Origin of the sequence: Enhygromyxa salina (genome assembly GCF_000737335.2) — a bacterium.
GTDB classification, from domain to species: domain Bacteria; phylum Myxococcota_A; class Polyangia; order Nannocystales; family Nannocystaceae; genus Plesiocystis; species Plesiocystis salina_C.
Map to the genome: position 1 here is coordinate 123611 of NZ_JMCC02000010.1, position 24965 is coordinate 148575.

Sequence of the window (24965 nt, forward strand, 5' to 3'; positions counted from 1 at the left end):
GGCCCTGGAAGTCACGCGTGGATCAGGCACCATTCCAGGGTGAGTGGGTTTCGAACAGGACGCGCGGGGCGGATCGCACGACTGGGTGGTCTGGTCGCGCGCCTTGGTGGTGGTGCAGCGAGCGCTCTGGGCACGCGAATCTCGAGCGGCCGAGACGCGGCGCTCGAGGCCTTGCATCGGCGCACGGCGGCGCAGCTGTTCGAGACGATGGCCGAGATGAAGGGCCTGCCCATGAAGGTGGGGCAGATCCTGTCCTTCATGGATGGGGTGGTGCCGCCGGAGTACCAGGGCATCTACGCCGAGCTGCTCTCGCGCCTGCAAGTCAACGCCAAGCCAATGGCCTGGGAGCCCATGCGCGAGCTGCTCGAGGCCGAGCTTGGCCGGCCGGTCACCGAGCTGTTCGCCAGCATTGAGACCGAGCCGATCGCGGCCGCCTCGATCGGGCAGGTCTACAGCGCGACCTTGGCCGATGGCCGGGCGGTCGCGGTCAAGATCCAATACCCCGACATTGGCAAAGCGGTGATCAGCGATCTTCGCAACGCCGGATCAATCGCCAAGACCATGCAGGCGGTTATGCCCAACGTCCAGATCGGCGTGATGATCGAGGATTTCCTCGGGCGGATCGGCGAAGAGTGTGACTATCGGCGCGAGGCCAACAACATGACGGCCTTCGCGGCGCGCTGGGCAAGCGACCCGCGCGTGCTGATCCCCGCTGTGCACCCGCAGCTGAGCGCCGAGCGGGTGTTGGTGACCGAGCTGATGACGGGCCAGCGCCTGGATCAGGTCGCAACCACAGCTGACGCGGCCCGGCGATCCGCGATCGGTGAGGTGTTGTTTTCTTTCGTGTTTCGCTCATTGTTGCGCCACGGCATGTTCAACGCCGATCCCCACCCGGGCAATTTTCTGTTCCCCGGTGACGATCGCGTGGTGTTCCTCGATTTTGGCTGTGTGCAGTATTTTGACGAGGACTCGCGTCGGGCGTTTCGCAGGGTCATTGACGCGATCCTCGCTGGCAGCGAAGGGCCGCAGCTGTGGGCGGTGCTCGCCGAGGCGCTCGAGTTCCCCGACGACACCTCGGCGCCGCTGCGCGAGATCATCGAGACCTATGTCCGCTACTGCTTCGAGCCCGTGCTCGCGCCGCAGCCCTACCGCTACACCCGCGAGTACACGACGCGGCTGTCCCAGATCACGCTAGAAGCCAAGCTGACCGTGGCCAAGAACCTGCTGCGGATCGGCTGGCGCGAGCCCAAGCGGCATGGCCTGGTCTTGCTCAGCCGGATCCTGTTTGGCATGAACTCGCTGCTTGCCAGCCTCGAGGCCGAGGCCGACTGGCGCACGCTGCTGCAACAGGCTTGATCGATCACGCGTCGGTGTCGCTGCTGGCGTCGGGCTTGGGCTCGCCGTCTTCAAAGCTCAACGCCGCGCGCAGGGCTTCGAGCTTGGCGATCGCGGCCTTGTGCGCCGTCTTGCTCTCGAAGCCCCAGCGCTTGTTGCCGTGGACGATCGTGTACGGATAGCCCCCGATCGCGCAAAACAGCAGCTCGTAGATGTTCTTGATGTGCTGATCTTGGATGAACAGCCCGCCCGGTGTGCTGGGCGAGACCCGGGTCCCCACGATGCCGCGCTCGACCATGGTCTTGTTGACGACCCAGTCCTCGCCGATCTTGCCCTTGGTCCCCACGTCGGGGAAGTCCTGCCACAAGAAGTCCACGGCCATGAGCTCGCCGTTGAGCGGGGCCGGGCAGTAGGACTTGGGCGTGCCATCTTCATCACGCTGGACCAGGTACGCGAGCCCAGCCTTGCCAAACCGAGCGGTGACCTCGACCTTCCAGGCTTCGACGCGGCTGTCTGGGTTGACGCCCGTGCGCTTGCTGCTGAGCCCAAGCACCACGCCGTTCCAGACCGCGGCCTCCATGTCTGTGTCGGCGCAGATGTTCTGGCCCGAGCGCAGCGCGACCTCGAGCAGCGACTGGAACATCGCCGGATCGTCGAACTTGGTCTCGCGCGAGAGCGTGCAGCCAAGCGGCTTGGCGAGCGGGAACGTAACGGTTTTTTCTGGCTGCGCAACGGCGACCCAGCCCTGGTCTTGCTTCTCGTAGCGGTCGAGCTCAGCCACGAATTGGTGGTGCTCGCGGTCGAGGTACACCCGGTACAGCTCGCGGGCCGCCGGATCCTGCACGTGGGTGCCCATGAAATAGCGAGCTTGCGTGGGGTTGGGCCCAAGATCGATCGTGGTCGTGTCGCGCTTGCGGACCGGGTAGCCCGTGCTTGGGTCGATGCTGTCGATCTCGAGCTCGACCTCGAGGGTGGCCCCGCTCACGTCAATCAGGTTGTAGTCGCCCTCGATGACCTTCAAGAAGCGCGGGTTGTCCTCGAGCTCGAGCTTGGCGATGTTGGGGATCTGCTTGAAGAACACGGTGTCGAGGTCGACGGGCTGACCGTCGATCGTCATGCCGATCACCGTGAAGCCGTCTTGCCGGCCGCTCAACGGCCAGCGAACATGCCGGCCCTGTCCAAGCCCGGTCAGCTGGAGGCGATCGGGGCGGCTGTCGTTGCGGGCCCCGCCAAACCGGGTGATCCCGCGCTTGATCACACCCGAGCCGTCGAAGCGCTGATAGAGCGAGCCAAGCTCGAGCACGCTGGCGATCGCTTCAACGAGCAGCTTCTTGGTCCACGTGGTCGTGGCCTGGGTGTCGCTGCGGTACTCGGTGACCGTGTTGGCGTCGTCGAGGGTGACGCCAAGCTGCTCCATGATCGCCTTGATGTCGCAGTGCCCGGCCCAGCTGACCCACTCGATCTTGCCGTTGGACACGAAGCCGTTGCGGTCCCAGTCGAGCCGCGCGTGCTTGCGCAGTCGCGGGTCATGATTTGCGCGGGTGAAGGTGATGTCTTGGGTGGCGAGCGGGACCCTGCGCAGCTGGTCGTCGCCGACCTCGATCCGGGTGCCGTCTTCGAGGTGGATGCCCAATTCGGATCGGTAGACCCAGGCGCCGGCGTGGGGGTGAGCTGCGTCGTCGCCCGCTCCGAGGCCCGGATCGACGCGCAGCAGCTCGTAGGCGGGGACCAGGCTCTGCGCGGTCGCGGGTGTCTCGGACACGATCTTGCGCGTGTCTCGATCGATCATCAGGCCGCCCAGCGTGCGCTCGATGTCGGTCTCGGCGATGCCCGAAAACGCATACTTGTGACGCATTAAATGATCGAGGTGATTTTGGGCCTGATCACGCTGGAGCATGATCGCGTTGGCCTGGCCTGGGGGGAGCACGGCCAGGGCCTCGCTGCCTTCGGGCGGCAGGCTGGCGAGGATCGCCTCGAGGTAGTGCACAAACGGCGCGTCGTGCTGGTAGCTGTGATAGGTGCCGGTGTCGACGTCGTCGAATTGTAGCTTGGTCGCGTAGGCCAGATCCTCGAGCTCTTTGATCGCGTAGTCGCCGGCGGGGCCGAGCCCGGCCGACGCTGCGAAGCTGCGGACCTCTGCAAAGAAGCCCGCGATTCGCTGGGTACGCACGCTGTTGCGGGCGTATTTGCGGCTGTTGGGGTGGGCCAGGGTCAGATCGAGATCCGCGGCGGCCAGCAGCTCTGCGTGGGCGTTGAGGGCGGCCGTGATCGCGGCGCGCAGGGCTTGCGCGTGGGTGGGCGCGGGGTCTGGATTGAACAGCTGCGTGGGCGGGGCGGGGTCGTCCCACGCCGGCATCTCGAACTGCATGCGCGGGTGCGGGCGCCCGCCGTCTTCGCTGGCGAATAGCGACACCTGCGTGCGGCCACCGGGTTTGAGCGGCGCCGCTCGGACATGCTTGATCCGCACGCCGCCAAAGTCGTCGGCGTCTGCAGCCGCATTGAAGCTCATCCAGGCATCGTCTCGTCGAATCTTCACGCGGGCTCCTCCCGATATGTGGGAAGGCATCATACATCGCCAAGGCTGGCCGAGCGACATTCTGTCCGCTCGTCCTAGCAATGGGCCCTTGGCGCCGGCGCCCGAATGGAGCAACTGGAGCGGTGATCTCGTTCATCCACGCAGCAGCGCAGGCGACGACGTCGACGTCGACGTCTCGCCAAGCTCCGCGCTCAGTTTTGATTGACCTTCTTGGCCTTGAGCGTGATCGAGTCTTTGCCCTTCACGCTGATCTTGGTGCCCGCGAGCACGATCTCGCCGTTCTTGCTGAGCGTGATCGAGGCTTTGCCGACCTTGATCGTCAGATCGGACTCGAGCTCGATCAGCCCCTTCTTCTTGCCGGCGATCGTGAGCTCGCCCTTGGCCGTGACCGCGAGATCTTTGCCGGCCGAGATGCTGAGGTTGGCGCCTGCGCTGGCACCGAGATCCTTGCGGGCGCTGTGTTGGATCGAGGCCGCGTCGACAGACTTGGACCCGACAACGCTCTCGCCGCTGCTTGCACCCACGGCGACGGTCTTGATGCCGCCGACCTCCTCGAGCATCGCGGCGCCGACCGAGGTGTTCATGGCCCCGCCCACGACCGTAGCCAACATGCCGCCCACGGTCACGGTCTTGGCCACCAGCACGCTCTGGCTCGCGCTCGCGCCGATCGTCTCGCTGTGGCTGCCGCCGATCGTCACGCTCTGGTCCGCGCCAATGCCCACGACTTGGTTCTCACCCACGGTGAGCGTCATGTTGGCGCCGATGACCTCGAGCTGATCCTCGCCAACGGTGACGTTCTTGTTGGCCCCGATCGACTCGGTCTCGTTGGCCTGCACGGACTTGCGGCGGTTGTTGCCGACCCGCAGCGACTCGTTGTGGCCGACGGTCTGGGCCTTGTCGTGCTTGATCTCCGTGTTCCAGTCTTTTTGCCCGTGGAGGTAGATTTCTTCGGAGCCGGCGGCGTCCTCGAAGCGCAGCTCGTTGCTGCCGCCGCCGCCCGGCGAGCTGTTGGTTCGCCAGCCGCTCTGGGTGGACTTGCCGGGCAGCGCAAACGGGGGCTCGTTGGCGCCGTTGTAGACGCAGCCGGTGACCAGCGGTTGGTCGGGGTTGCCCTCGAGGAACTCGACGACGACCTCCATGCCCACGCGTGGGATGAACTGCGCGCCCCAGCCTGGGCCGGCCCAGCTCTGCGCGCAGCGGAGCCGGCACGAGGTCCCGCCTGATCCGCCGCCCTGATCGGGGTTCTTGGTCCAGTGAAACTGGACTTGGATCCGGCCGCTGGCGTCCACGTCGATCTCGCCGCCACCGACGACGGTCGCCGTCTGTGGCCCGCGAACCTCGGGCTTGGGCGTGAGCTCGAGCGGGCGAATCACGACGGTCGCGGGGACACACGTCAAGTTGTTGCGATAGACCTGCGCGCCGCCCCGGTCGCCGCCGTACTGATGAACGATGCTGGTCACCAGCCACTCGCTTGGCGCGCCTTCGTGGCCAACGCCGTCGAGCATGAACCGGTGGCCGACCCGCGCGAGCGAGGCGTTGCTCTCACACGTTGCCAGCGAGCCCGACATGCGCAGGCTCTGCTGAAGATCTTGGGTGCGCTGGCTGAGCTCGCCGCTGCCGAACCGACGCTGGCCGTGATCGACGATCTGCCGGATCCGACCCCGGGCGTCGGCCTGGCCGTGGGCCTCGGCCAAGCCGGCGGAGGGGCTGCCCGCGTCGAATTCACTGAGCGAGACCGAGGTCACCGTCAGCTGCTGGGCCCACTCGAAGGCCTGCAGCGACTCGAGGTCGGCCTCGTCGGGGTTGTGGGCGATGAGCGGGAGCGTGGCCGTGCCGTCGACGTTGGCGTGCTTGGGGTAGTCCTCGTTGTCGTCGCACAGCGTGAGGACCTCGTGGCCGCGCTCGCCGTCGTGGGCGAAGAACCATGTGATGCCCTCTTCTTCGAGCAGCCGACACACGAAGTCGTGGTCGCTCTCGCGGTACTGTACGCAATAGCCCCGCGGCGAGAGCCCGCGCTGCAGGTGGCCAAATTCCACGCTGCGGTCGTACTCGTCGAGGGTGTTGGCGAGCACTTCGCGGACGATGTCTTGGACCGACATGTCTTGCCAGATCCGCGAGTTGATCCGCGACTTGGCCAGCGCGAACGCGGGGACCACGGTGACCCGCGCGTGGACGTGGTGCTCGTGGTGGCCAAGGTAGTCGACGCGCGCGACGACGCCATGAACGAAGCGTGGCGGGTGCTCGCCACGATGCATCGAGAGCTCGCAGGTGGTCCCAAGCAGATCACTGGTGTCCGCGTGGGTGTCCTGTGTCTCGACGTCGAGGGTCGCGGTGTAGTGATCGTTGAGCGACTCGGTGAGCGAGAAGCTGGCGACCTCCCAGCTCTGGTCGGGGTCGTTGTCGAAGCTGACGCTGATCTGCAGGTTGGCGAGTCTGGACATGGGCTCGCGTCGAGCCTACAGCATCTCGAGCGATCTGCGAGAGAACATCGCCGATCTTCGCGGCTCGAGCCGCTGTTTAGCGTTGAGGCCGTCGGGCGACTCGGCTCATGGCGTGGACGATGCCGCTCTGTAGCGTGCTGAAGCTGACGAAGCTGTCGACGTCGGTGCCGATCTCGATGAGCGAGCGGACCACGTCCGGCCGGATCCCTGTCAGCAGCACCTCCGCCCCGACCAGGCCGGCCGCCCGCGTCGCGCGGGTGATGCCGACGACCGCCTCGAGGTCGATCGATCGGACGCCAGTGATGTCGAGGATCGCCACCTTCGCGTGCCTGGCGACGATGCCCTGCAGCAGCACCTCGGTCATTTGAGTAGCGCGGTGCGCATCCACGGGCCCGACGAGCGGCATCACGAGGATCTGATCCGTGATTGGGATGAGCGGCGTGGACAGCTCCTCGACCAGAATCGCCTGGCGCTGGACAGCCTCACGCAGGCGCCAGCGCTCCTCGTCGAGTCGTCGGCTCTCGGTCGTGTCGCGGACGACACACACGAGCCCCACGAGCTTGCCGCGATGACGCATCACCGACGCCGAGAGCGACGCCGTGACGACCTCGTTTGTGTCGCCCGACTTGCCCGACTTGTCCGGTCGCGACAGCACCAGCTCGAGCTCGCGCCCGCCGCTGGCGTCGAGGAGTGACTCCACTGCGACGCCGGGGAGCGCCTCGGTGAGCGGCTGGCCCAGCAGGTCCTCGCTTGGGCGGCCAACGAGCGTGCTGGTGGCTCCGTTCGCTGTCGCAATGATCCCTTCCGGATCCGCGACGATCACCGCGTCCGTCATTGACTCGATGATATTGGTGACATAGTCGCGGGAGACGGTGGATGACGACAGCTCTTCGCCCAACATGTTGAGGCCAGCAGCCATCCCGTCAAACACATCATTCGAGTCACTGATCGTAGCTTTGCGGGCGTAGTCGAATGACACGAGGGCGACGACCACCTCGAGCAATTCCTCGAGTCGCTGCTCCGCTGCGACGCGCAAGGCACGCTCTGCGCGGGCTGTGTCACGGATTTGCTGGGACACCGCGAGCAGCTCCGCGATCGGGTCGCCCTGGGTCGGGTCAGGCGGCGTGGCGACGCCGTGCCCGCTCTCCAACAGGGCTTCGAGCAGATTGTCCCGGATCGTCTCGATCCTTGGATCTTCACCCTCGAGCACAGTCATTCTAGGAGTCCGTGGTGCGATGCATCGGCGGAGAGGCCAAGCGAGGGGGCGTGAGGCATTGCACCATGGGCCTAGCCGCCGAAACTCTCGAGCCACGCGATTGCCTCGGTGTCCGAGCGAAAGAACCGGGTTGGCGTGTCACGGCTGCCGTACACCGCGAGGAAGATGTTTCCAATGATCCGTGCAATCGGGGGCCCGCCGATCAGCGCGAGCGCTAGAAAAGCCTTGGACTCCGCATAGTGCTGCCTTGCTGCGTGATCGACTGACTTGGCTCCGGCGATGTCGACGAGGATCCCGATCTGCTTACCCTGCGCCAGGGCGAGCTGGGCCACGACGTTCTCCTTCGCTTCCTCGAGTCCACACTCGGCCCCAGCAGCGTAGACGAAGCGCAAGATGCCGTGCTCCTCGTCCAGCCAGGTCACGCCCGTCTTGGTTTTGACTTGCTGCGCTGCCATGTCGACTCCGTCTCGCTTTGACCTGTTCACGGCGCATCGGCCCGACGCACGCCGCGGGTGGAACACACGTGGCGATCCTACGGCCTGGTCATCCACGCGGGCAAGCCCCTGCCGCCCGAGAGTATGTGTGTCGCGTATCGTGGCTTACCTTCCTTCGTTGGGGGTCACGGACCCTACTCGACCGGGATGCAGGCCTCGACTTCGACGGTGTCGGAGTTGTTGTTCGAGAAGCACTCCAGCGTGGTCTGGCCGCCCATCCCGTCGTCGTTGGTGACCATCGTGATCTCGCCGTCGATCTCATTGTCGATCGCGCAAGACACCTCGCGACACTCGTCGACGGGCACGGGCTCTTGGGTGTAGGCCACGCACAAGATCACGCCCTGCATCGGATCGCCAAGGTAGAAGGTTGCAGGCAGCGTCGAGCCAACGGCCTTCTTGCCGCGGTTGCAGACCGTGCCAGTCAGCAGGGTCTGGCCGTCTTCGATCGAGCAGGTCGCGTCATCGAGGGCGCCCGTGATGTCGGGCAGGGCCTCGGGGGGCGTGTCGCCCTGGCGGTTCTGGCGATAGTTGTTGAGCTCGGGATCCAGGTAATTCTGCGACAGGCCCCAGCTCGCAGCGTCGGGGACGCTCAGATCGTCGTTGACGTTGGTGATCGAGTAGGCGTGCTGGTTCCACAGGTTGCGCGACGAGGCCCAGCGATCCAGGCGATCGCGGAGCACCCGAACACCGGTCAGCGCGATGCCCATGGGGTGGGTCGCCCGGCAGGTGTTGGCGCCCGCGCCAGGGGTGTTGGGCAGCGGCGGGGTGCAGGCGTGGCCGGCAAGGCACTCGCTGTCGTCAACGCAGCGACAAAAGCCCGCGTCGCAGCTGCCCGAGGTGCAGTCGTCGTTGTCTTCGCAGCGCACGCCCACGTGGATCGGGTCGATCGTTGGACACGCGACGTTGCAGTTGGAGTTGCTGCCGATCAGGATCTCGGTGTTGTCGTCGTTGTCGGGGTCGGCGACGATCGGGTTCTCGTACCAGGTGCAGGAGGTCCGCGCGGCCGAGTACAGGACCTCGCCGGTGCTGCCCTCGTAGACCCGCACGAAGCACTCGTCGCCGTAGATCGCCTCGGCCTCGCCGTCGCCCTCGAAGTCGAAGATCGACGAGCCGGTGGTGGCCGAGCTCAGATCCTGGCTGGGCTTGGACCACCGCACCCACGGCCCGGCGCAGCTGGGATCGTTGCCGTCACAGTCCAGGTCGAACACGCGATAAAAATTGCCGCCGGCCGAGGCGATCTCGGGGCGGCCGTCGTTGTCGAAGTCGCCGATCGTGGGGGGGCCGCCGCCGACGATCGTGCCGCCGTCCGTGGTGGACAGCAGCTGCGTGCCGTCGAGGGCGTGAAGCGAGACCACCCCGCCACCCACCGTCACGATCTCGGCGTAGCCATCGAGCACCAGTGGGTTCCACTCGCCCGGCTGCAGGCCGGGGCTGCCAAAGTCCGCGAACGCATAGTGGCGCCCGCCGGGCCCGCCCGGGGCCTTGTACTCCCACGTGCTGGTGCCCATGTTCCACGCGTACACGTCGTCGGCGATCAGATCGGGGATGAAGTCGTGATCGAGATCGCCAACGACCGAGATCGTCCCCGCACCCGCGCTGGGCATGACCTGGCCGGGGTTGAGCCGGGTGCCGGTGACGCCGTCGTAGACCTCGCTGCCGCTGATGACCTCGGGCTCGCCGTCGCCGTCGAGATCGTGGATCGACGGGCCATCCCAGCGGCTGACGACTGACAGGTCCGACTGCCCGTCGCTGGTCCACATGGTCACGTAGCGCTGCTGCTGTTGATCCCACGTGAACGCCACGAGCCCAGTGACGGCGCGCTGGGTGACGATCTCGGGGCGGCCATCGCCATCGAGATCCGCGATCGCGGGGGGCGAGGCCGCGACGACCGGGTTCATCGGATCATGGATGCTGTCGACGAGGCTGCAGTTGTCGCCGTTGAGCACGCGGATGACCCCGTGGTAGGCCGGGTTCGATCCCCAGCCAGCCTCGGCGCCGCCGTCGGTGTAGTTGTAGGTCACGATCACGATCTCGCCCGCGAACCCGCTGTCGTAGGGCAGCTCGGCGACGAGCGGGGTCGTGAGCACGCTGGCGTGATCTGGAAACGGATCGTTGGGTCCCGGCGTCGTCCACTCGCACTGCACGTCGGGCTCGAACAGGCCGATCACGATCGGCTCTTCGCACTCGGGATTGGACGGCCCAAACGGCCCGGTGCCGAACGGAATGCACACGCCGGGCTCTTCGCCCTCGGGCAGACAATCGGGCGCGTCGCAGCAGTAGGTGTCGCCGCTGCAGTCGTCGTGGGTCTCGCACGGGCCCTCGCCTGGGGCGCAGGCTCCATCGACGCAGTGCAGCTCGTCGGGGCAGTCGCTGCTGGCTTCGCACGGCGCCCCGCCTGGGTCACCGTCGCCGTCCCCCGTGTCGCCGTCGCCGTCGCCGGTGATCATGGTGTCGCCGGACTCTTCGTCGTTGGACTCGGTCCCCGCGGTGGTCAGGCCGGTCTCTTCGCCGCCGAGGGTGGCACGTGCACTGTCGTCCCCACATCCGCCGACGCCGAGCGTCAGCAGTGAAACGGGGATCGAGGCGCGAAGCAATTGGCGCGAGCGAGTCATGACGGCCCAGGGTACTCCCTTCCGAGCCGGCCCGAGGCCCCAGAACCGCGGGGCGCTCAGGCACAGGCGGCATAGGCCGAGGTCGGGTTCATTCGTGAGCGGCCCACGATCCCGGCGCGGGCGGCCAGGCGCAGGCTGAGGTCGTAGAGGTCCCGGCGTTCGTCGCAGCGGGTCTTGAACAAGATTCGGTGCATGTGCTTGTGGACGGCGGTCTCGCGGATCCCCAGCCGCCAAGCGATCGCGCCGCAGCTGCGACCAAACAGCACGTGGTGAACGACCTGCTCCTCGTACTCGCTCAGCGAGAACGTGGCCACGAGCGCGTCGACCAAGCGGCTGATCAGCTGGCTGGTACGGACCGCGTGCTGGTCTTCCTCGCCAACGGGTGGGGGGCAGGCGAGGGTGCGGGCGAGGGGCAGGGGAGCGTCACAGCGGACCGTGGGGTGGAGGCGAGTGGGGGCGTGCATCGTGCGAACACCATGCGTTGGGGACGGGCGAACCGTCAGGGACGGCAGTGCCACCGATCGGTGTGGCCCCCGACCCCGCGGGCGGGGCGGGGCCAGGTCCGCCAAACGGGTCTGCGGGCCGGGGGGCGGCTGTCTGGGCCGAGCGCGCGGCCAGGCCCGGCGATCGGTCACGCGCGCGAACCGGGCGTCACCGATCGTCACCGCGCGAGCAGCTGTCAGCTGCGCCGACGCGTGAACCCAAGCAGGCCGAGCAGGCCGAGCAGCCCGAGCCCAAGCGGACCACCGCCGCCGCGCCCGCTGTTGCAGGCGCAGCTCGCCGCGCCGCTGTCCGCTGCGCCAGCCCCGGACTCGCCAGACCCACCCGACCCCGACCCCGACTCGTCGCCCCCCATCGGCTCGCCCGTGCTGCACGGCGTCTCGAGGTTGTGCCACTGCACGGCCTCGAGGATCTCCGCTTCGTTGTCGACCAGGAGCTGCGTTGGGCCGCTCGCCGGCACCGCTTCGATGCGCAGCGCCCGGGGCATGTCGGCGATCGTTGGCGAGTCGAACGGCCAGTTCCCGTCGTCCTCGACGCACAGCTGCGCGCTCGACTCGCCGGCACCCTGCGACGGCGAGATCGTGAGTGGGACCGTGTAGGTCGTCCACGCCAGCCCGGGAAGGACCAGCGCCTCCGTCACGCGTTGCTCGAACACCTCTGGCAGCTCGGGTGCTGGGTGGAAGGTGGGATCCAGGGTCATCTCATGGGCCGACATCGTCGTGTGCAGGCGCGTCAGCATTGGCCACCGCTCGAGCAGCTCGCCCGCGTGGGCGCCCGGCATGATGACCCGCTCCTCGAACGCCGCGGCAAACCCCGCGAGGTCCCAGGTGAGCTCGCCGAGCGCCTCGAAGCCCGAATCGATCCCGCCGCCGACCAGCAGGTCTGGGTTGTAGAGGTACGCGTACCAAAACTGGATCTCGCTGAGCAGCCAGTTTTCGGGTGGCGGCAGGAACTCGCGCATCACCGCCACCAATTGTGGGCTCGGTACGTCCGGCGACGGCGGCAGCATGCCGAAGTCGTCGAGGGTCTCGAGCAGCTGGTGCTCCTCCATGGACTCCATGCCTTCGGAGGTCCAGTCCGGTTGGGTGAAGGTCGAGGTTTCGATCCGCTCGCTCGGTCCCGCGTACTCGGTCACGAACGCCTGGCCGCCCGCTTCGTCGACGGCCGTCGACACCAACTCGATGTAGGTCGTGAAGTCGAGGTTGGACCAGTCAAACGCCATGGGGTTGAGGACCACGTGCTTGTAGTTGGCCGGGCCCCACCGCTCGTCCCCCAAGAAGTAGGCGCGGATCCCCATGTCGTCCTTGGCGGCGACGGCGGTCAGGCGGATCGGCACGCAGGGCTCACTCGCAACGAAGCGAAACACGAGCGGTTGGATCGCCTCGACGTCGGCGCCCGCCGTCAGCTTGACCCCGGTGATCAAGAAGCCCTCGTCGATGTACTCCTGGATCAGTGGCTCGGCGTTGTCCTCGAACGCGTAGTCGTTGGCGATGAAGAACTCGATCACCTCGGACGCGGCGCCACCTTGAAGGACCACGACCTCGAACTGGCCAACCACCTCTTCGTACACGACCGAGGGTTCCTCTGGCTCGTCTGGGTCGTCGGCTGGGACGAAGCTGAGGTTGCCGCTGCCGTTGTTGCTTGGTCGATCGTCCGGGTCCAAGAAGGTGCGGTTCGTGTCCCACAGGGGGATCGTGGTCGCCGACATCACCCGAAACATCTCTTCGGATCCCAGCGACACCTGGGGCACGGCGGCGACCGGCACCATCCACGCGAAGCGCTCGGCCGCGCCCGTGTATTGGATGCGGACATGGACCTCCATCTCGTTGCCGTCGCGGATGAACAGGATGTCCTCACCGGTCTGCTCGACCGGCATCGGGTTCGGTCCGCCGTCGCAGAAGGTCCCGCCGCAGGCCTTGGCCGCGGCCGGGGTCAGGGCGATCGGGAGAGCGAGCGCGACCGCTGGAAGCAGCGAGATCGCTGCGCTACGGAGGGTTTTCGTCGTGTTGGTCATGCCAGGCTCACTTCATACCAAAGTTACTTTTGGCGGTAAAGGTAGTTTGTGTGAGCTGCGCGATTTTGACCAGGGCGACCCGCGTGGGCCGGGGCGAGTTCGGGTCGACTACCATGCCCGTGAATGGCCCTCTCGGCGACGATTCGACGGTTCTCGATCACCCTGTCCGACAGCGATCGGGGGGTCTACGAGTCCCTGGATCTGCGGGTCGCCCAGCACCCCTCGGAGAGCGAGCGCTACCTGGTCGCGCGGGTGCTCGCGCGGCTGCTGCAGCACGACGAAGGGCTCGAGTTTGGCAAGGGCGTGTCAGCCGGCGACGAACCGGCGCTGCTGCAGCACGACCTTCAGGGCGTGGTCACCAGCTGGATCGAGGTTGGCTCGCCCTCGACCGCGCGCCTGCACAAGGCCAGCAAGACCGGCGCGCGCGTGGTCGTATACACCTGGAAGGGCGGCGAGGCGCTCGCGGCCGAGGCGGCGGGCACCGTCCACCGGGCCGAGGCGCTCGAGCTCTATGCCTTGGATCAAGCATTCTTGGACGCGGTCGCGGACGGGCTCGATCGCAACAACACTTGGTCGCTGGCGGTGGCCGGGGGCTCGCTGTATCTGGAGGTCGCCGGGAACGTGCATCAGGGCACGGTCGAGCGAATTGTGCCGGCCTGATCTTCAGCCGTCACACATGTTGATCGACCCGAGCGCGGCAGGCTCGCCGGTCGAGTCGTGCCCAATCTCGATCACCGCTCGATCGCCGCAAGCCGTGAGGGCCAACCCCATCGAGATTGCTCGACCCAGCTTGGGTATTTCAGATTGCACGATCGGGTCCCCCCGTGATCAGTCGACGAATTGCCCCACCCAGCGCCACTGCAGCGCCGCGCCGCCCTGGGATCCAGGCGCGCCCGTCACCGCAATGCGAAACGCGGCCCCCGTAGCGAACCTACCCACGCTGAACCCCAGCAGCGCGCTCGCGGCCGCGGGCATGTAGGGCATGTGGCCGACCACGAGCACGTCGGCGTTGGCCGGCAAGCTTGCCAGCGCCCCAAACAGCGCGTGCGGCCGGCTGTCTGGGTAGACGTCGTCGCGCGCCTCGACCACGCCGGCGAACCCGAGCGCGCCGACGATCAGCTCTGAAGTTTGGATCGCTCGCACGAGCGGGCTGGACCACGCGTGGGTCGGTGCCACGCCGCGCTCTGCCAGCGCACGGCCCGTCGCGCGGGCCTCGTTGCGCCCAGTGGCCGACAGGCAGCGGCCGTCGTCACCAAGGTTGTTGTTGGGCGCGAGCGCATCACCGTGGCGGACGAGGGTCAGGAACATGAGCGGCGCCGATCATACACGCGAGGCGCCCCGGAGAGGGGGAGCGTGAGTGGCGCTCCCTGTTGCGCCAGGCTGAATCTGCGCTGGCCCTGGTCGATCGCCGATCGCCTGGATATGGTTGGCCACGGTGGCGCTGCTCCGACAACGAACGCCAAAGCCGACGGCCGCTCGCGCCCACGTGGTCGCGAGCTTTTATCTGGCGCTCGCGATCGCGGGGTTCATGTGGCACGCGATCAGCCAAGAGAACAACGACTTCTGGCGTGATGCTGGGGTCGGCTACATCGAGCTGCTGTGGACACCGCTGCTGGGGGTCGCGTTTGGGTTGCTGGCCGTCGTCGGGTTTCGAGTGTTCGAGCGCCGCTGGTCGTGGCTGCCGGCCTTGCACCGCGAGTTTCGGGCGATCTTGGGCCGGCCCTCGGGGACCGAGCTGTTGTTGTTGGCCTCGGCCAGCGCGATCGGTGAAGAGATCTTCTTTCGTGGTGCCATGCTCGACGCGTGGGGCCCATGGCTGAGCAGCCTGGTGTTCGCGCTGATCCACGTGCCGGCGCGCCGCGAGCTGTGGCCGTGGACCCTCTCGGCCGGTTTGTTGGGGCTGTGTCTGGCCGGGCTGACCCTGTGGACGGGCAACCTTGGGGCTGCGGTCGCGGCTCACTTCGTGATCAACCTGATCAACCTCGCCTACATCACGCGCCGGGCCCCAGCGATCGCGGTACGTCGGCCGATCCGGCCAGCGGTCGCAGGTGGGCGCGCGCGCGGTTGAGGCCGCCCGAAGGCTCAACCGCGCGAGTTCGCGGCTTTTTTGGTGTCTGCGCGCGGTGATGTCACACCGAGCCCATGTCTGGGACGACGCGCCGACGCTTCATGCAGTCGCTGTGCGGTGCCCTCGTGGTGACGGGCACCTCGAGCCTGGTGCCCCGGCTCGCCCGCGGTGCCGACATCAGCCTCGCTGACCGGCTCGATCTGCTCTACAGCAACCAATTCAATTTCGACGATCTTGGCCGCCCGCGGATCAGCGTTGGCGTGATGGCTGCCCAGCGGGAGGTCCAGCTCTCGGCCCCAGGTGGACTGCAGGCGCTGCCCTCGGGCGACGGCGGCACGGCGATCCTCGGCGGTGGACGCTGGCGCATTCGTGTCGCCGACGCCAAGCCTTCGAAGCAGTCATTTCGGGTCGTGCTCGACGCGGTCCCGGCGACCGAGCTGCGCCAAGTCGACAAGCGCGCCAAGGTCTGGCGCGGCAAAGGCTTCGACGTGTCCGAGCGCGAGGTCGGCACCCTGTTCGGTGTGTCGGGCAAGGTCCTGGACACGCGGCGGGTGCTGCTGACCACGGATCTGTTCTCGTCCGAGCGCGAGGCCGAGGCCCGCGCGCGCGAGCTGGCCGAGCGCCATGGCTTGATCCCCCGCCTGCACCCCGAGGTCGAGCGCCGCGCGAGCGGGCGGATCCTCGCTGAAGATCTCGAGACCGGCGTCAGCGTCGAAGCCGAGGGCGTGCTGTGGTTCTCGCCCACGCGGGCCGACAAGATGACCGTTCACGACGTCGCCCACGAGGGCGGCGGCGGCTCTGAAGATCGTCGCTATCGCGGGCAGATCTATGTTGCGATCGATCGCAAGGGCGAGCTCGCGGTCGTGAATTTAATCGGCGAGGCCGAGCTGCTTGCAGGCTTGGTGCCGGCCGAGATCTACGCTTCGGCGCCGAGCGAGGCGCTCAAGGCCCAGGCCGTCGCGGCCCGGGGCCAGCTGCTCGCCAAGGTTGGCAGCCGGCACCTCGACGATCCCTACTTGCTGTGTTCGCACCAGCACTGCCAGGTCTACGCCGGGGCCGACAGTGAGCACCCGCGGACCAACACCGCCGTCGATCGGACGATCGGTCGCGTGCTCATGCGGCCGAATGAATCGCAGCTGGTTGACACGGTGTATTCGGCAAATTGTGGCGGTCACACCGAGCACAACGAGCAGGTCTGGGCCAGCCCGGCAGATCCGCAGCTGCGCGCGACCCCGGATCCCAAGCTTGGCGAGGACTTCGCCAAGGGCATCGACGCCGCCAACATTCAGGCGTGGCTGAGCGCAAGCCCGGCCGCCTACAGCAAGCCGAGCTCGAGCCACGTGGCCTCGGCGTATCGATGGACGACCGCGCTGGATCCGGCCGCGGTCGCCGGCAACCCCGAGGTCCCGCGCAGCTTGGGTGACCTGCAGCGAATCGAGATCCACGCGCGCGGCCGCAGCGGTCGGGCGACCCACGCCACGCTTCATGGGGCCCGCGAGCAGGTCGAGATCCACGGCGAGCTGCGGATCCGCCGGGCGCTGGGCGGGCTCAAGTCATCGATGTTCGTGGTCGACGAGCGGCGCGACGAGTTTGGCCGGTTCGTGCTGCGTGGCGGCGGGCATGGGCACGGGGTTGGCCTGTGTCAGCACGGCGCGATGGGCATGGCCGCCGACGGCAAGACTTATGGGCCGATCTTGAACCACTACTATCGCGACTCGAAGCTGGTCCGGCTCTGGTAGCGCGGCTGCGTCGACGGACGCGCAACGTCGAAGAAGCTGCCAAGTGGCGGCTGATCGCAGAGGAGGTCGCCGACGGCGGCGGTGGCATCTTCGGCCAGGAGCGGCGCCTGCTCGAGCTGGGCGAGGACGGCCGCTTCCACGTCGAGAACGACCTCGAGGCGCTGCCTTCCCCTCGAGCGGTCCCGCTCTAGCCACGGGCTCCTATTCCCAAATCAAGCGCTGAATTGGAAAAGGTGAATGATTTGGGGCTAGTACGAGCCGACAGGCGAGCGTTTGGGGTGAGCGAAGGGGGCTCCGCCGCCGAAGCGAGGGGCTTTCGAAAGCCCCCTTGAAGACATAGTAGGCCCGAGTCGAGCGCGCAGCGCTTGATTCGGGCCTAGGGCCGGGCGAACTTGACCTGCTGGGTCATCTTGCGCAGCTCGTCGACGTGCGCCTGCTCCTCCGCGATCTGCTGCTCAACCCAGAACAGCGTGCCCTTGTTGGACACTCCGGCGACCTCGTGGACGCGCTCCCAGGCCGCGAGCATGTCCATCTCCAGCGCCAGGGCGGCTGTGAGCATGGCGGCTGGCTCGGTCTCCTGCCGGATCTTTTGTGGTGTCATGCCCGGGACTCGACCGAATGCTGCGATCTTGTCGCCCGTGTGCTCGGCGTGATCACGCGCTAGCTCGCTCGATTCATGGAAAAAGTGCCTCAGGTAATCGCGGTGGATGCCCGTGACCAGCACGGCGTGTTGCATGTATTGCAGCGCGCCCGCCAGCTCCCAGGCCATTGCGTTGTCGAGTCGATCGAGGAATTCTTCCATGTCTGCGGTCATTGCTCTACCTCTGCGATCTCCAAATGCGTCGAGACCTCGATCGAGGATAGGCAGCGACCTGACGTGAACAAGTGTCGTGTTTTGCGTTCGATGACTCGGGACGGCGCAATCACCCGATCATTGGCCCGGAGCTTTGGATGTCGTGGGGTTGTGGACACAGGGAAATGTGCTGCGAGGGTGCTCCTCGCCCACTCACGTACCTGCGCACAGGCAACGCTGGGGAGCGAAATGATGGATCGCGCAAACGCCGCCTTGGTGACAGTCGCAGGGGCAACTGTCCGTGGGCGCGGCCGTGTGGAGATCTGCTGTTCCCAGCACCGGCCGCGCAGACGAGCGCCGGACAACCGGGTATGGTCGGGGGACACATGAACGTTCTCTTGCCGGTCGTCCTGCTCTTCGCTCCGCCACAACAAGATCGTGAGCAAGCCAGGGCTGAGCTGCAGGCGGCCGTGGACAACTCCACAGATCCAGACCGACAAGCCGCCGTCGCTGCGCTGGCGGCCGCCATCGAGCTCCACACTCGGTTTCCTGGCGACACAGAGGCTATCCCAGAGTCCGTGCTCGAGGCTCGCGTGGTCCTGGTCCGGTTGTACCTCGCGATCGAAGACGCCAGCGCGGCGCAGGAGGCGATGGATGACTTGATCCGAACCGCGCGGGGCCAGACGCCGCCCGTGCGGACCTACGGCCTCGAGGTCACGGAGCTGTATGAGGCCCGGAAGCGCGCCCTGGAAGCCGCTGGCACGGCGACGCTCGAGATCGTCTGTGAAGGGGCGTGTGCGATCAGCATTAATGAGCGCCAGTCTGCCCCCGGCGCGAACCTGCTGCTGGGCACCTACAGAGTCTGGGTCAAGGGCGCCAAACCGGACGCTGGCTGGACGTTTCATGAGGTCGAGCTCGTTGAACCAGACGGAGTGGTGACGATCACCTACGAGGACCCCAACCCTCCCGCCGCGGTGGCCGTGCCAGCTCCACCCGTCGAGGCGGCGGCCAAGCGCATGCTTCCTCGGGCTGTCGAGATCGCGGGCGCGGCGACGGGTGTTGGCCTGCTCGTCGTTGGGGCGGTGTTGCTGAGCTTGGACGGCAAGTGCAGCAAGACCAAGACAGCCCCTACCGCGGAGACGACGGTTGAAGCGTGTGGCGACACCTACGAGAGCACCGTTGGCGGTGTCTCGCTGCTTGGCGTTGGCGGAGGACTTCTGGTTGTTTCGGGCGTGATGCTCACAATCGATGAAGTCCAAGTCGGGCGCGCGAAGGGGCGGCAGGTCACGGTCGCCGCATCGTTCAGGTTCTGAGCCAACGTGAGGGTGTGATGATGGGAACAACGCTGCGATCTCTCCTCCGCTCCGGTTCGTGTCTCGCGTTCCTATCGGTCGTGGGCTGTCAACTCGTGCCGCTGTGCGAAGTCCCGGGCCACGAGCACAAATGTGCGGGTGAGACCGACTCTTCTGAGGATGAGACGGGGACGGGCGACGGAGACGGCGACGGCGACGGCGACGGAGACGGTGACGGTGACGGAGACGGCGACGGCGATCAGTGTGATGGAGTTGGCTGCCCCTGCGAGTCGTCCCGCGACTGTCTCCCAGAGCACAAGTGTATTGACGATTCATGCGCCGATGCTTGGTGCGGAGACGCGATCACCAACAACGACGAGTCGTGTGACGACGGCAATGCCATGGAAGGTGACGGGTGCGACAACGACTGCTCGTACACCGAGATCCTGTCGATCGGCGCCGGAGGGGCGCACACATGCGCGCTGGTTGAAGGTGGGCGGGTTCGCTGCTGGGGGCTCAACAACGCTGGGCAGCTCGGGCTCGGCAATGTAGAGACGATCGGCGACGATGAGCTTCCATCGTCCGTCGACGACGTTCCGCTGCCGGGCCCGGCGACTCAGCTCGCGGTTGGCGATCAGCACACCTGCGCGCTGCTGGCCGACGAAGATGTCCGCTGCTGGGGCGTGAACGAGGACGGTCGGCTCGGGTATGCCAACACGATAGATATCGGGGATGACGAATTTCCGACTGAGGCCGTGAACGTTGGGGCACCCGTCACACAGATCGAGGCTGGCGCGTTCCATAGCTGCGCGCGCATCGGCACCGGTACCGTGCGCTGTTGGGGGCTGGGGACGTTTGGTCGCTTGGGCTACGTGAACACATCGATGGTCGGTGACGACGAGACTCCGGCTAGCGTGGGCGACGTCGACGTGGGCGGTGGAACGGTCAAGCTGTCCGTCGGAGGCGCGCACACTTGCGCCATTTCAATCATCGGTACCGTGCGCTGCTGGGGGCGCAACACCCAGGGCCAGCTAGGCTACGGGCACGTCAATCACGTCGGCGACAACGAAACCCCCGCGAGCGCTGGCAATGTCGCCGCGATCCCGATGGGGCTCCCGTTCAACACGAAGATCGAGCAGGTCAGCCATGGCGTGACCCACACCTGCGCGCTGTTCGAGACCGGCGACGTGCTGTGTTGGGGCAGCGCGCTGTTTGGTGAGATTGGCACCGGCGACAGCAACTTCATCGGCGACGACGAGCTGCCGGGGACTTCGTCGCCGATCGCGTTCCCGGGTCCAGCCATCGCCGTCACAGCAGGCGGCGGCCACAGCTGCGCGCTGCTCGAGACCGGCGAAGTCTACTGCTGGGGTGCGAACACCTTTGGGGAGCTGGGCTACGGGAACACGAGCACGATCGGTGACGACGAGCCACCCGCCCAGGCCGGGCCCGTGCCGGTCGGCGGCTCCGCGATCCAGATCGACGCCGGCTTCTTCCACACCTGCGCGGTCACCAGCAACCACCAGGTGCGCTGCTGGGGGAACAACGACGCGGGTCAGCTTGGGCTCGGCAACACCAGCAAGCTCGGCGACAACGAAGCTCCCAGCACAGCGGACCCAGTCGAGCTGCTATAGGCTATGGTCCGGCCTCCGATGACCGACCCGTCCAAGCGGCCGACCTACGTCGGGGTGTTTCTCCTCGCGCTTGCGACCTTGGTCGTCGAGATCCTGCTGACGAGGATCAGCAGCGTGATCGGCCTGTATCACCTCGCGTTCTTCGTCATTTCGCTGACGATGCTGGGGATGACGGCGGGCGCGGTGGCGGTGTTCTTGCTACCCAGCGCGTTCGAGCAGGCCAAGGTTCCCGACCGGATGGCCCAGGCCGCGCTCGGGTTTGCGCTGAGCACTCCGATCGCGGTTGGCGTCGCGATGTCGATGCCGCTGGTGCGCGTTGACAGTCTGATGGGCTTCTTGGCGCTCTCGCTGTATGCGGGGGCGCTGGCGATCCCCAACGTGTTCGCGGGTGTCGCTCTGACCCTGGCGTTGACGCGGGCCCAGTTGCTGACATCGATCGCGTATGGCGTGGATCTGTTGGGCGCGGCGGCTGGATGCGGGCTGGTCATCGTGCTGCTCGATCTCGTCGATGCCCCAAGCGCGGTGTTGGTCGCTGCCGGGCTCGCGGGGCTTGGCGCGGCCAGCTTTGCGGTCGGTGCTGCGAATCGCGGCCTCGCCGTGGGTGCTGGTGTGTGCGCGGTGTGTCTGTTTGGGCTTGGCTACGCGAACGCGTCTGCCGAGCAGCCCGCGCTGCGTCCGGCGTGGGTCAAGGGGGCCCCCGAGGATCTCGCGCAGTACGACTTCGTCGGTTGGAACACCTACTCGCGCATCACCGTGAACCAGCGCGTGCACGAGCGCCCGCATCTGTGGGCCGGCAGCAGGCTGTTGCCGCCCGCGCTCGCGGATCCTGTCGACCAACGATCGATCAAGGTCGACGGCGCGGCGGCGACACGGATGTTCGCGCATGCCAACGATCTCGACGCGCACGCCTACCTCGATTGGGACATCACCTCGTTCGTCCACCAGCTGCGTCCCTCCGGTCCCGCAGCGATCATCGGGGTCGGTGGAGGGCGCGATGTGATCGTCGCAGCCCGCCATGGCCACGCGCCGATCGTTGGGATCGAGCTCAATGATCTGATTGTTCACCTCCACACCCACGGCATGGCCGCGTACTCCGGGCTGATCGAGATACCGGGGGTCGAGCTGCACGCCGCCGAGGCTCGCAGCTTCTTGCAGACCGAGACGCGTCGATTCTCGGTCATCACGATGTCGCTCATCGACACGTGGGCGGCGACTGGCGCCGGCAGCTACAGCCTGTCTGAGAATGGCCTGTACACGGTCGAGGCCTGGGACCTGTTCCTCAATCGCCTCGACGATCACGGCGTGTTCACGGTCTCGCGCTGGTACAACCCCAAGTCTCCCGGCGAGACCGCCCGCATGCTCGCGCTGGCAATGGATGTGTTGTGGCGGCGCGGGGTCGAGGATCCACGCGCGCACTTGATCGTGCTGCAGAACTTGCACGTGGCGACCCTGCTGGTCTCGCCAGCGCCGTTCTCGACGGCCGACATCGACACGATGCAGCAGGCCGCGGTGCGGATGGGGTTCACGATGCTGGCCACGCCGCGCCGGGGTCCGCTCCACGAAGGTACGCTCGCCCAGCTGTGGGCGGTCCCCGATCATGCGTCGCTCGGGACCTGGGCGGACAAGCAAGCCCTGGACCTGTCCCCGCCAACCGACGATCGGCCGTTCTTCTTCAACATGCTGACCCCGCAGCGGTGGCTGCAGTCTCCGGGTAGCGCGGCGGAGCTCGACGTCGCGTTCCTCGGCAACCTCGAGGCGACGCAGACGCTGGTCTATGCCACGTTGGTCTCGCTGTTGCTGGCGCTGACGACGATCGTCGCGCCCTTGCTCGTGCGCTGGCGGGCGCTGGCGGGCGTCCCCCGCCTCGAGCTCGCCGCTTCAACGGCCTACTTCACGCTGATCGGCCTTGGCTTCATGTTCGTCGAGATCGGGCTGCTGTCGCGCCTGAACGTGTTTCTTGGCCACCCGACCTTGGCCCTCGCGGTGCTGCTTGGCGCGATCATCTCGTTCACGGGCCTCGGGAGCTTGGCCTCAGCCAAACTCCCGATCGAGTCCAGCGCAAGGCTTGCCCGTGTCTACCCCTTGATCCCGTTCGCGCTGGTGCTCGTCGCGCTGGTGAGCACGGGGCCGCTGACGCACGCGTTCGTTGGGGGCAGTCTGGCGGTGCGGATCCTCGTTGGCGTGGGGATCGTCGCCGTGCCTGCGCTCGGCATGGGCCTTGGGTTTCCGCTGGGCCTGCGCCTCGTGCAGCGGCGACGCACGCTCGAGGGGGGTCCCGAGCTCGGGCCGTGGCTGTGGGGCATGAACGGCGCGGCGGGAGTGTGCGCGAGCGGGCTGGCGTTGATAGCTTCGATGGCCTGGGGCGTGCCGGTAACCCTTGGCGTGGGGGCGGCCTGCTATCTGGTGCTGCTCCCGTGCACGTGGGTCTTGAGCCGCTGAATCGCCGCTGGGGGGATGAGGTGGGGTGCCGGCTCGGCGACGCTTGCAGTAGTCTCGGGTCTCGGTGTCGCCCAAGCTCATGCGCCTTCGTCAGTGGCTGGCGAGCCCGCGGCTGATCTGGTGGGTCATCGCGCTGGTGATCCTGCTTGGGCTCCCCACCCTCGGCATCGAGCTGGTCGGTGACGACCTCGCGCAGCACGAGTTCCTCCGGGCCCAGCAGCAAGGTCGGTCCAGTCAGCCCTGGTGGAACATGTTCGCCCTGGTCGAGGGGCCGCGCGCGCGGACGGAGGGTCTGCGGACCTCGGGGCGCTATCCGTGGTGGGTTGCCCCAGATCTGCGGGTCGTGTTCTTTCGCCCGGTCACGGTCGCGACTCACTATCTCGATCACACGCTGTGGCCGCGAACGTACTGGCTGATGCACCTGCACAGCGTGGTGTGGCACGCGTTGGCGTGCGCGCTGGGCTGGGGGCTCGCCCGACGGCTGTGCTCGAGCCCCGCAGCAGCCGGGGCGGCGGCGTTGGTCTATGCGGTCTCGTTCTCCCACGTGATCCCAGTCGCGTGGCTCGCCCACCGCAACGGCTTGGTGTCGACCTCGCTCGCCCTCGCGTGCGTGCTCGCCCACGATGTTTGGCGTCGAGACGGCCGGACGTGGGCGGGGCTGCTCGCCCCGCTGCTGCTCGGGCTCGGGCTGCTCGCGGCCGAGGCGGCGATCGTGACGCTCCCGCTGTTGGTCAGCCATGCGCTGTTCGTCGACGAGGCCAAGATCCGCGCGCGCGTGCTCGCGCTGGTGCCAGCGCTGGCTGTGGTCATTGGGTGGCGGCTTGGCTACAACGCGATGGATTTTGGTTCGACCGGATCGGGTGCCTACTGGGATCCGATCGGTGATCCGCGTGGCTTCGTCCTGAACTCGCCCGCCCGCTACCTGAGCCTGCTGAGCGTGAGCGTGTCGCCTCCTTTCATGTTGGGCTTCCCGTGGCGGCTGTGGCAGCTCCTCACGATCTGCGTTGGCTTCGTCGTGTTGGCGTTCGTGTTCACGACCAAGCTGCCGGCGGCCCGGTTTGGCGTGGCGGCGGTGCTGCTCGGGTGCGTCCCGCTGACCGCGAGCCTGCCCGGCGATCGGCTGTTGATCTTGACCAGCTTCGGGACCGCGCTGGTGTTCGGCGAGCTCATCGTCGCGTGGTTGCTCTCGAACAGCGGGCGGCTTCGGAGGGCCTGCGCCGCGCTGGTGGTGGTCGTGCACCTGTTGATCCCCGCGGTCGCGGGCCCCTTGCAGTCGCTGAGGATCGACGAGCTCGCGCCAGAGGACGGGGCGATCCCCGTGTTCGCGCCGCAGCTCGACAACGCGGGGCTCGACAAGCGCGGCCTCGTGATTGTCCACGCGCCCAACCACCCCAGCGCCGCCCAGTTGCCGCTCACTCGCCGGGCGCGGGGGTTGCTGGCGCCCAACTTCGTGTGGTTGCTGCACGATGGGCCGGAGCCGCCGATCATGCGCCGCCTCGACGCGCGGACGATCGAGCTGCGGGCGCCGCTGGGCTGGCCGTCAAACCACTTCTCCGGGTTCTGGCGTAGCCACACGCAGGTGCCGTTCGCGATCGGCGACACGGTAAAGACCATCGACTATGTGGCGACCGTGACCGCGGTCGAGTCGGGCAAAGCGACCGTCGTGGAATTTCAGTTCCGCGCGCCGCTCGAGCACCCTTCGTTTGCGTGGGTGAGTTGGGCAGGGGCGGAGTTCGAGCCCGTGGATCCGCGTGAGTGGCCGGTTCAGGTTGACGACGCTCGGTAGCCACCGCGACCGCGACTCGAACGGGTCCGGCTGTGTTAGGGTTGGCTGTGCCAAGGCGCAGACAAGCT

General features: G+C 67.1%; 19 protein-coding genes. 8 read left to right on the forward strand and 11 right to left on the reverse strand.

Features of this window, described 5'->3' with window-relative positions:
- Nucleotides 1-39 precede the first annotated feature (39 nt).
- Nucleotides 40-1356, forward strand: coding sequence for an ABC1 kinase family protein (locus DB30_RS05570; RefSeq protein WP_146658102.1), 1317 nt, complete (start codon nt 40-42; stop codon nt 1354-1356).
- Nucleotides 1357-1360: 4 nt separating this feature from the next.
- On the opposite strand, the gene DB30_RS05575 is transcribed toward DB30_RS05570, so the two are convergent.
- The 7 genes from DB30_RS05575 to DB30_RS05605 all read right to left on the reverse strand — a co-directional run bounded on the left by DB30_RS05575 (nt 1361) and on the right by DB30_RS05605 (nt 13149).
- Nucleotides 1361-3871, reverse strand: coding sequence for a hypothetical protein (locus DB30_RS05575; protein WP_146658103.1), 2511 nt, complete (start codon nt 3869-3871; stop codon nt 1361-1363).
- A gap of 191 nt (nt 3872-4062) precedes the next feature.
- Entirely contained in the window at nt 4063-6312 is a 2250-nt protein-coding gene (locus DB30_RS05580) for a type VI secretion system Vgr family protein (protein WP_052546928.1), read from the reverse strand.
- A 76-nt stretch (nt 6313-6388) separates the two neighbouring features.
- A complete protein-coding gene (locus DB30_RS05585) occupies nt 6389-7528 on the reverse strand; it encodes an STAS domain-containing protein (RefSeq protein WP_052546929.1) in 1140 nt (379 codons plus the stop codon).
- Nucleotides 7529-7599: 71 nt separating this feature from the next.
- Entirely contained in the window at nt 7600-7983 is a 384-nt protein-coding gene (locus DB30_RS05590; RefSeq protein ID WP_052546930.1) for a DUF7793 family protein, read from the reverse strand.
- 173 nt (nt 7984-8156) lie between these two features.
- The gene (locus tag DB30_RS05595; RefSeq protein WP_146658104.1) at nt 8157-10634 is read right to left on the reverse strand and encodes an FG-GAP repeat domain-containing protein; all 2478 of its coding nucleotides are present in this window, start codon (nt 10632-10634) and stop codon (nt 8157-8159) included.
- A 56-nt stretch (nt 10635-10690) separates the two neighbouring features.
- Entirely contained in the window at nt 10691-11098 is a 408-nt protein-coding gene (locus DB30_RS05600; protein ID WP_052546932.1) for a LuxR C-terminal-related transcriptional regulator, read from the reverse strand.
- A 215-nt stretch (nt 11099-11313) separates the two neighbouring features.
- Nucleotides 11314-13149, reverse strand: a complete 1836-nt coding sequence (locus DB30_RS05605; protein ID WP_052546933.1) for a DUF2330 domain-containing protein — start codon at nt 13147-13149, stop codon at nt 11314-11316.
- Between the two features lie 123 nt (nt 13150-13272).
- On the opposite strand from DB30_RS05605, the gene DB30_RS05610 reads away from it, so the two are divergent.
- Complete coding sequence (locus tag DB30_RS05610; protein ID WP_052546934.1) at nt 13273-13809, forward strand: YaeQ family protein; 537 nt, start codon at nt 13273-13275, stop codon at nt 13807-13809.
- 3 nt (nt 13810-13812) lie between these two features.
- Here DB30_RS05610 and DB30_RS05615 read toward each other — a convergent pair whose 3' ends face one another.
- Nucleotides 13813-13959 (reverse strand): hypothetical protein, encoded by a 147-nt coding sequence (locus DB30_RS05615; protein ID WP_153258237.1) that lies wholly within the window; start codon nt 13957-13959, stop codon nt 13813-13815.
- 18 nt (nt 13960-13977) lie between these two features.
- On the reverse strand, nt 13978-14457 hold the full coding sequence (locus DB30_RS05620; protein ID WP_052546935.1) for a SixA phosphatase family protein: 480 nt from the start codon (nt 14455-14457) through the stop codon (nt 13978-13980).
- A gap of 127 nt (nt 14458-14584) precedes the next feature.
- On the opposite strand from DB30_RS05620, the gene DB30_RS05625 reads away from it, so the two are divergent.
- Together DB30_RS05625 and DB30_RS05630 are read left to right on the forward strand one after the other, a co-directional pair.
- The gene (locus tag DB30_RS05625) at nt 14585-15217 is read left to right on the forward strand and encodes a CPBP family intramembrane glutamic endopeptidase (protein ID WP_146658105.1); all 633 of its coding nucleotides are present in this window, start codon (nt 14585-14587) and stop codon (nt 15215-15217) included.
- Between the two features lie 74 nt (nt 15218-15291).
- Nucleotides 15292-16956 (forward strand): SpoIID/LytB domain-containing protein, encoded by a 1665-nt coding sequence (locus DB30_RS05630; RefSeq protein ID WP_052546937.1) that lies wholly within the window; start codon nt 15292-15294, stop codon nt 16954-16956.
- Here DB30_RS05630 and DB30_RS05635 read toward each other — a convergent pair.
- Together DB30_RS05635 and DB30_RS05640 are read right to left on the reverse strand one after the other, a co-directional pair.
- Nucleotides 16923-17096, reverse strand: coding sequence for a hypothetical protein (locus DB30_RS05635; RefSeq protein ID WP_153258239.1), 174 nt, complete (start codon nt 17094-17096; stop codon nt 16923-16925). The two genes, DB30_RS05630 and DB30_RS05635, sit on opposite strands and share 34 nt — an antisense overlap.
- A 236-nt stretch (nt 17097-17332) precedes the next feature.
- Complete coding sequence (locus tag DB30_RS05640) at nt 17333-17770, reverse strand: ferritin-like domain-containing protein (RefSeq protein ID WP_052546938.1); 438 nt, start codon at nt 17768-17770, stop codon at nt 17333-17335.
- A 365-nt stretch (nt 17771-18135) separates the two neighbouring features.
- Between DB30_RS05640 and DB30_RS05645 the strand changes: the two genes are divergently transcribed.
- From DB30_RS05645 to DB30_RS05670, 4 genes are all read left to right on the forward strand, one after another.
- The gene (locus tag DB30_RS05645; protein WP_052546939.1) at nt 18136-19062 is read left to right on the forward strand and encodes a hypothetical protein; all 927 of its coding nucleotides are present in this window, start codon (nt 18136-18138) and stop codon (nt 19060-19062) included.
- Nucleotides 19063-19157: 95 nt separating this feature from the next.
- On the forward strand, nt 19158-20672 hold the full coding sequence (locus DB30_RS41235; RefSeq protein ID WP_205632916.1) for an RCC1 domain-containing protein: 1515 nt from the start codon (nt 19158-19160) through the stop codon (nt 20670-20672).
- A gap of 18 nt (nt 20673-20690) precedes the next feature.
- Nucleotides 20691-23111 (forward strand): spermidine synthase family protein, encoded by a 2421-nt coding sequence (locus tag DB30_RS05665; RefSeq protein ID WP_052546941.1) that lies wholly within the window; start codon nt 20691-20693, stop codon nt 23109-23111.
- A 64-nt stretch (nt 23112-23175) separates the two neighbouring features.
- Complete coding sequence (locus DB30_RS05670) at nt 23176-24897, forward strand: hypothetical protein (RefSeq protein WP_146658106.1); 1722 nt, start codon at nt 23176-23178, stop codon at nt 24895-24897.
- Nucleotides 24898-24965 lie beyond the last annotated feature (68 nt).

Excerpts from the sequence above, each read along its gene's own strand:
- DB30_RS05580 (WP_052546928.1), bottom strand. The coding sequence starts at position 6,312 with ATGTCCAGACTCGCCAACCTGCAGATCAGCGTCAGCTTCGACAACGAC.
- DB30_RS05585 (WP_052546929.1), bottom strand. The coding sequence starts at position 7,528 with ATGACTGTGCTCGAGGGTGAAGATCCAAGGATCGAGACGATCCGGGAC.
- DB30_RS05590 (WP_052546930.1), bottom strand. The coding sequence starts at position 7,983 with ATGGCAGCGCAGCAAGTCAAAACCAAGACGGGCGTGACCTGGCTGGAC.
- DB30_RS05595 (WP_146658104.1), bottom strand. The coding sequence starts at position 10,634 with ATGACTCGCTCGCGCCAATTGCTTCGCGCCTCGATCCCCGTTTCACTG.
- DB30_RS05600 (WP_052546932.1), bottom strand. The coding sequence starts at position 11,098 with ATGCACGCCCCCACTCGCCTCCACCCCACGGTCCGCTGTGACGCTCCC.
- DB30_RS05605 (WP_052546933.1), bottom strand. The coding sequence starts at position 13,149 with ATGACCAACACGACGAAAACCCTCCGTAGCGCAGCGATCTCGCTGCTT.
- DB30_RS05610 (WP_052546934.1), top strand. The coding sequence starts at position 13,273 with ATGGCCCTCTCGGCGACGATTCGACGGTTCTCGATCACCCTGTCCGAC.
- DB30_RS05620 (WP_052546935.1), bottom strand. The coding sequence starts at position 14,457 with ATGTTCCTGACCCTCGTCCGCCACGGTGATGCGCTCGCGCCCAACAAC.
- DB30_RS05630 (WP_052546937.1), top strand. The coding sequence starts at position 15,292 with ATGTCTGGGACGACGCGCCGACGCTTCATGCAGTCGCTGTGCGGTGCC.
- DB30_RS05640 (WP_052546938.1), bottom strand. The coding sequence starts at position 17,770 with ATGACCGCAGACATGGAAGAATTCCTCGATCGACTCGACAACGCAATG.
- DB30_RS05645 (WP_052546939.1), top strand. The coding sequence starts at position 18,136 with ATGAACGTTCTCTTGCCGGTCGTCCTGCTCTTCGCTCCGCCACAACAA.
- DB30_RS05665 (WP_052546941.1), top strand. The coding sequence starts at position 20,691 with ATGACCGACCCGTCCAAGCGGCCGACCTACGTCGGGGTGTTTCTCCTC.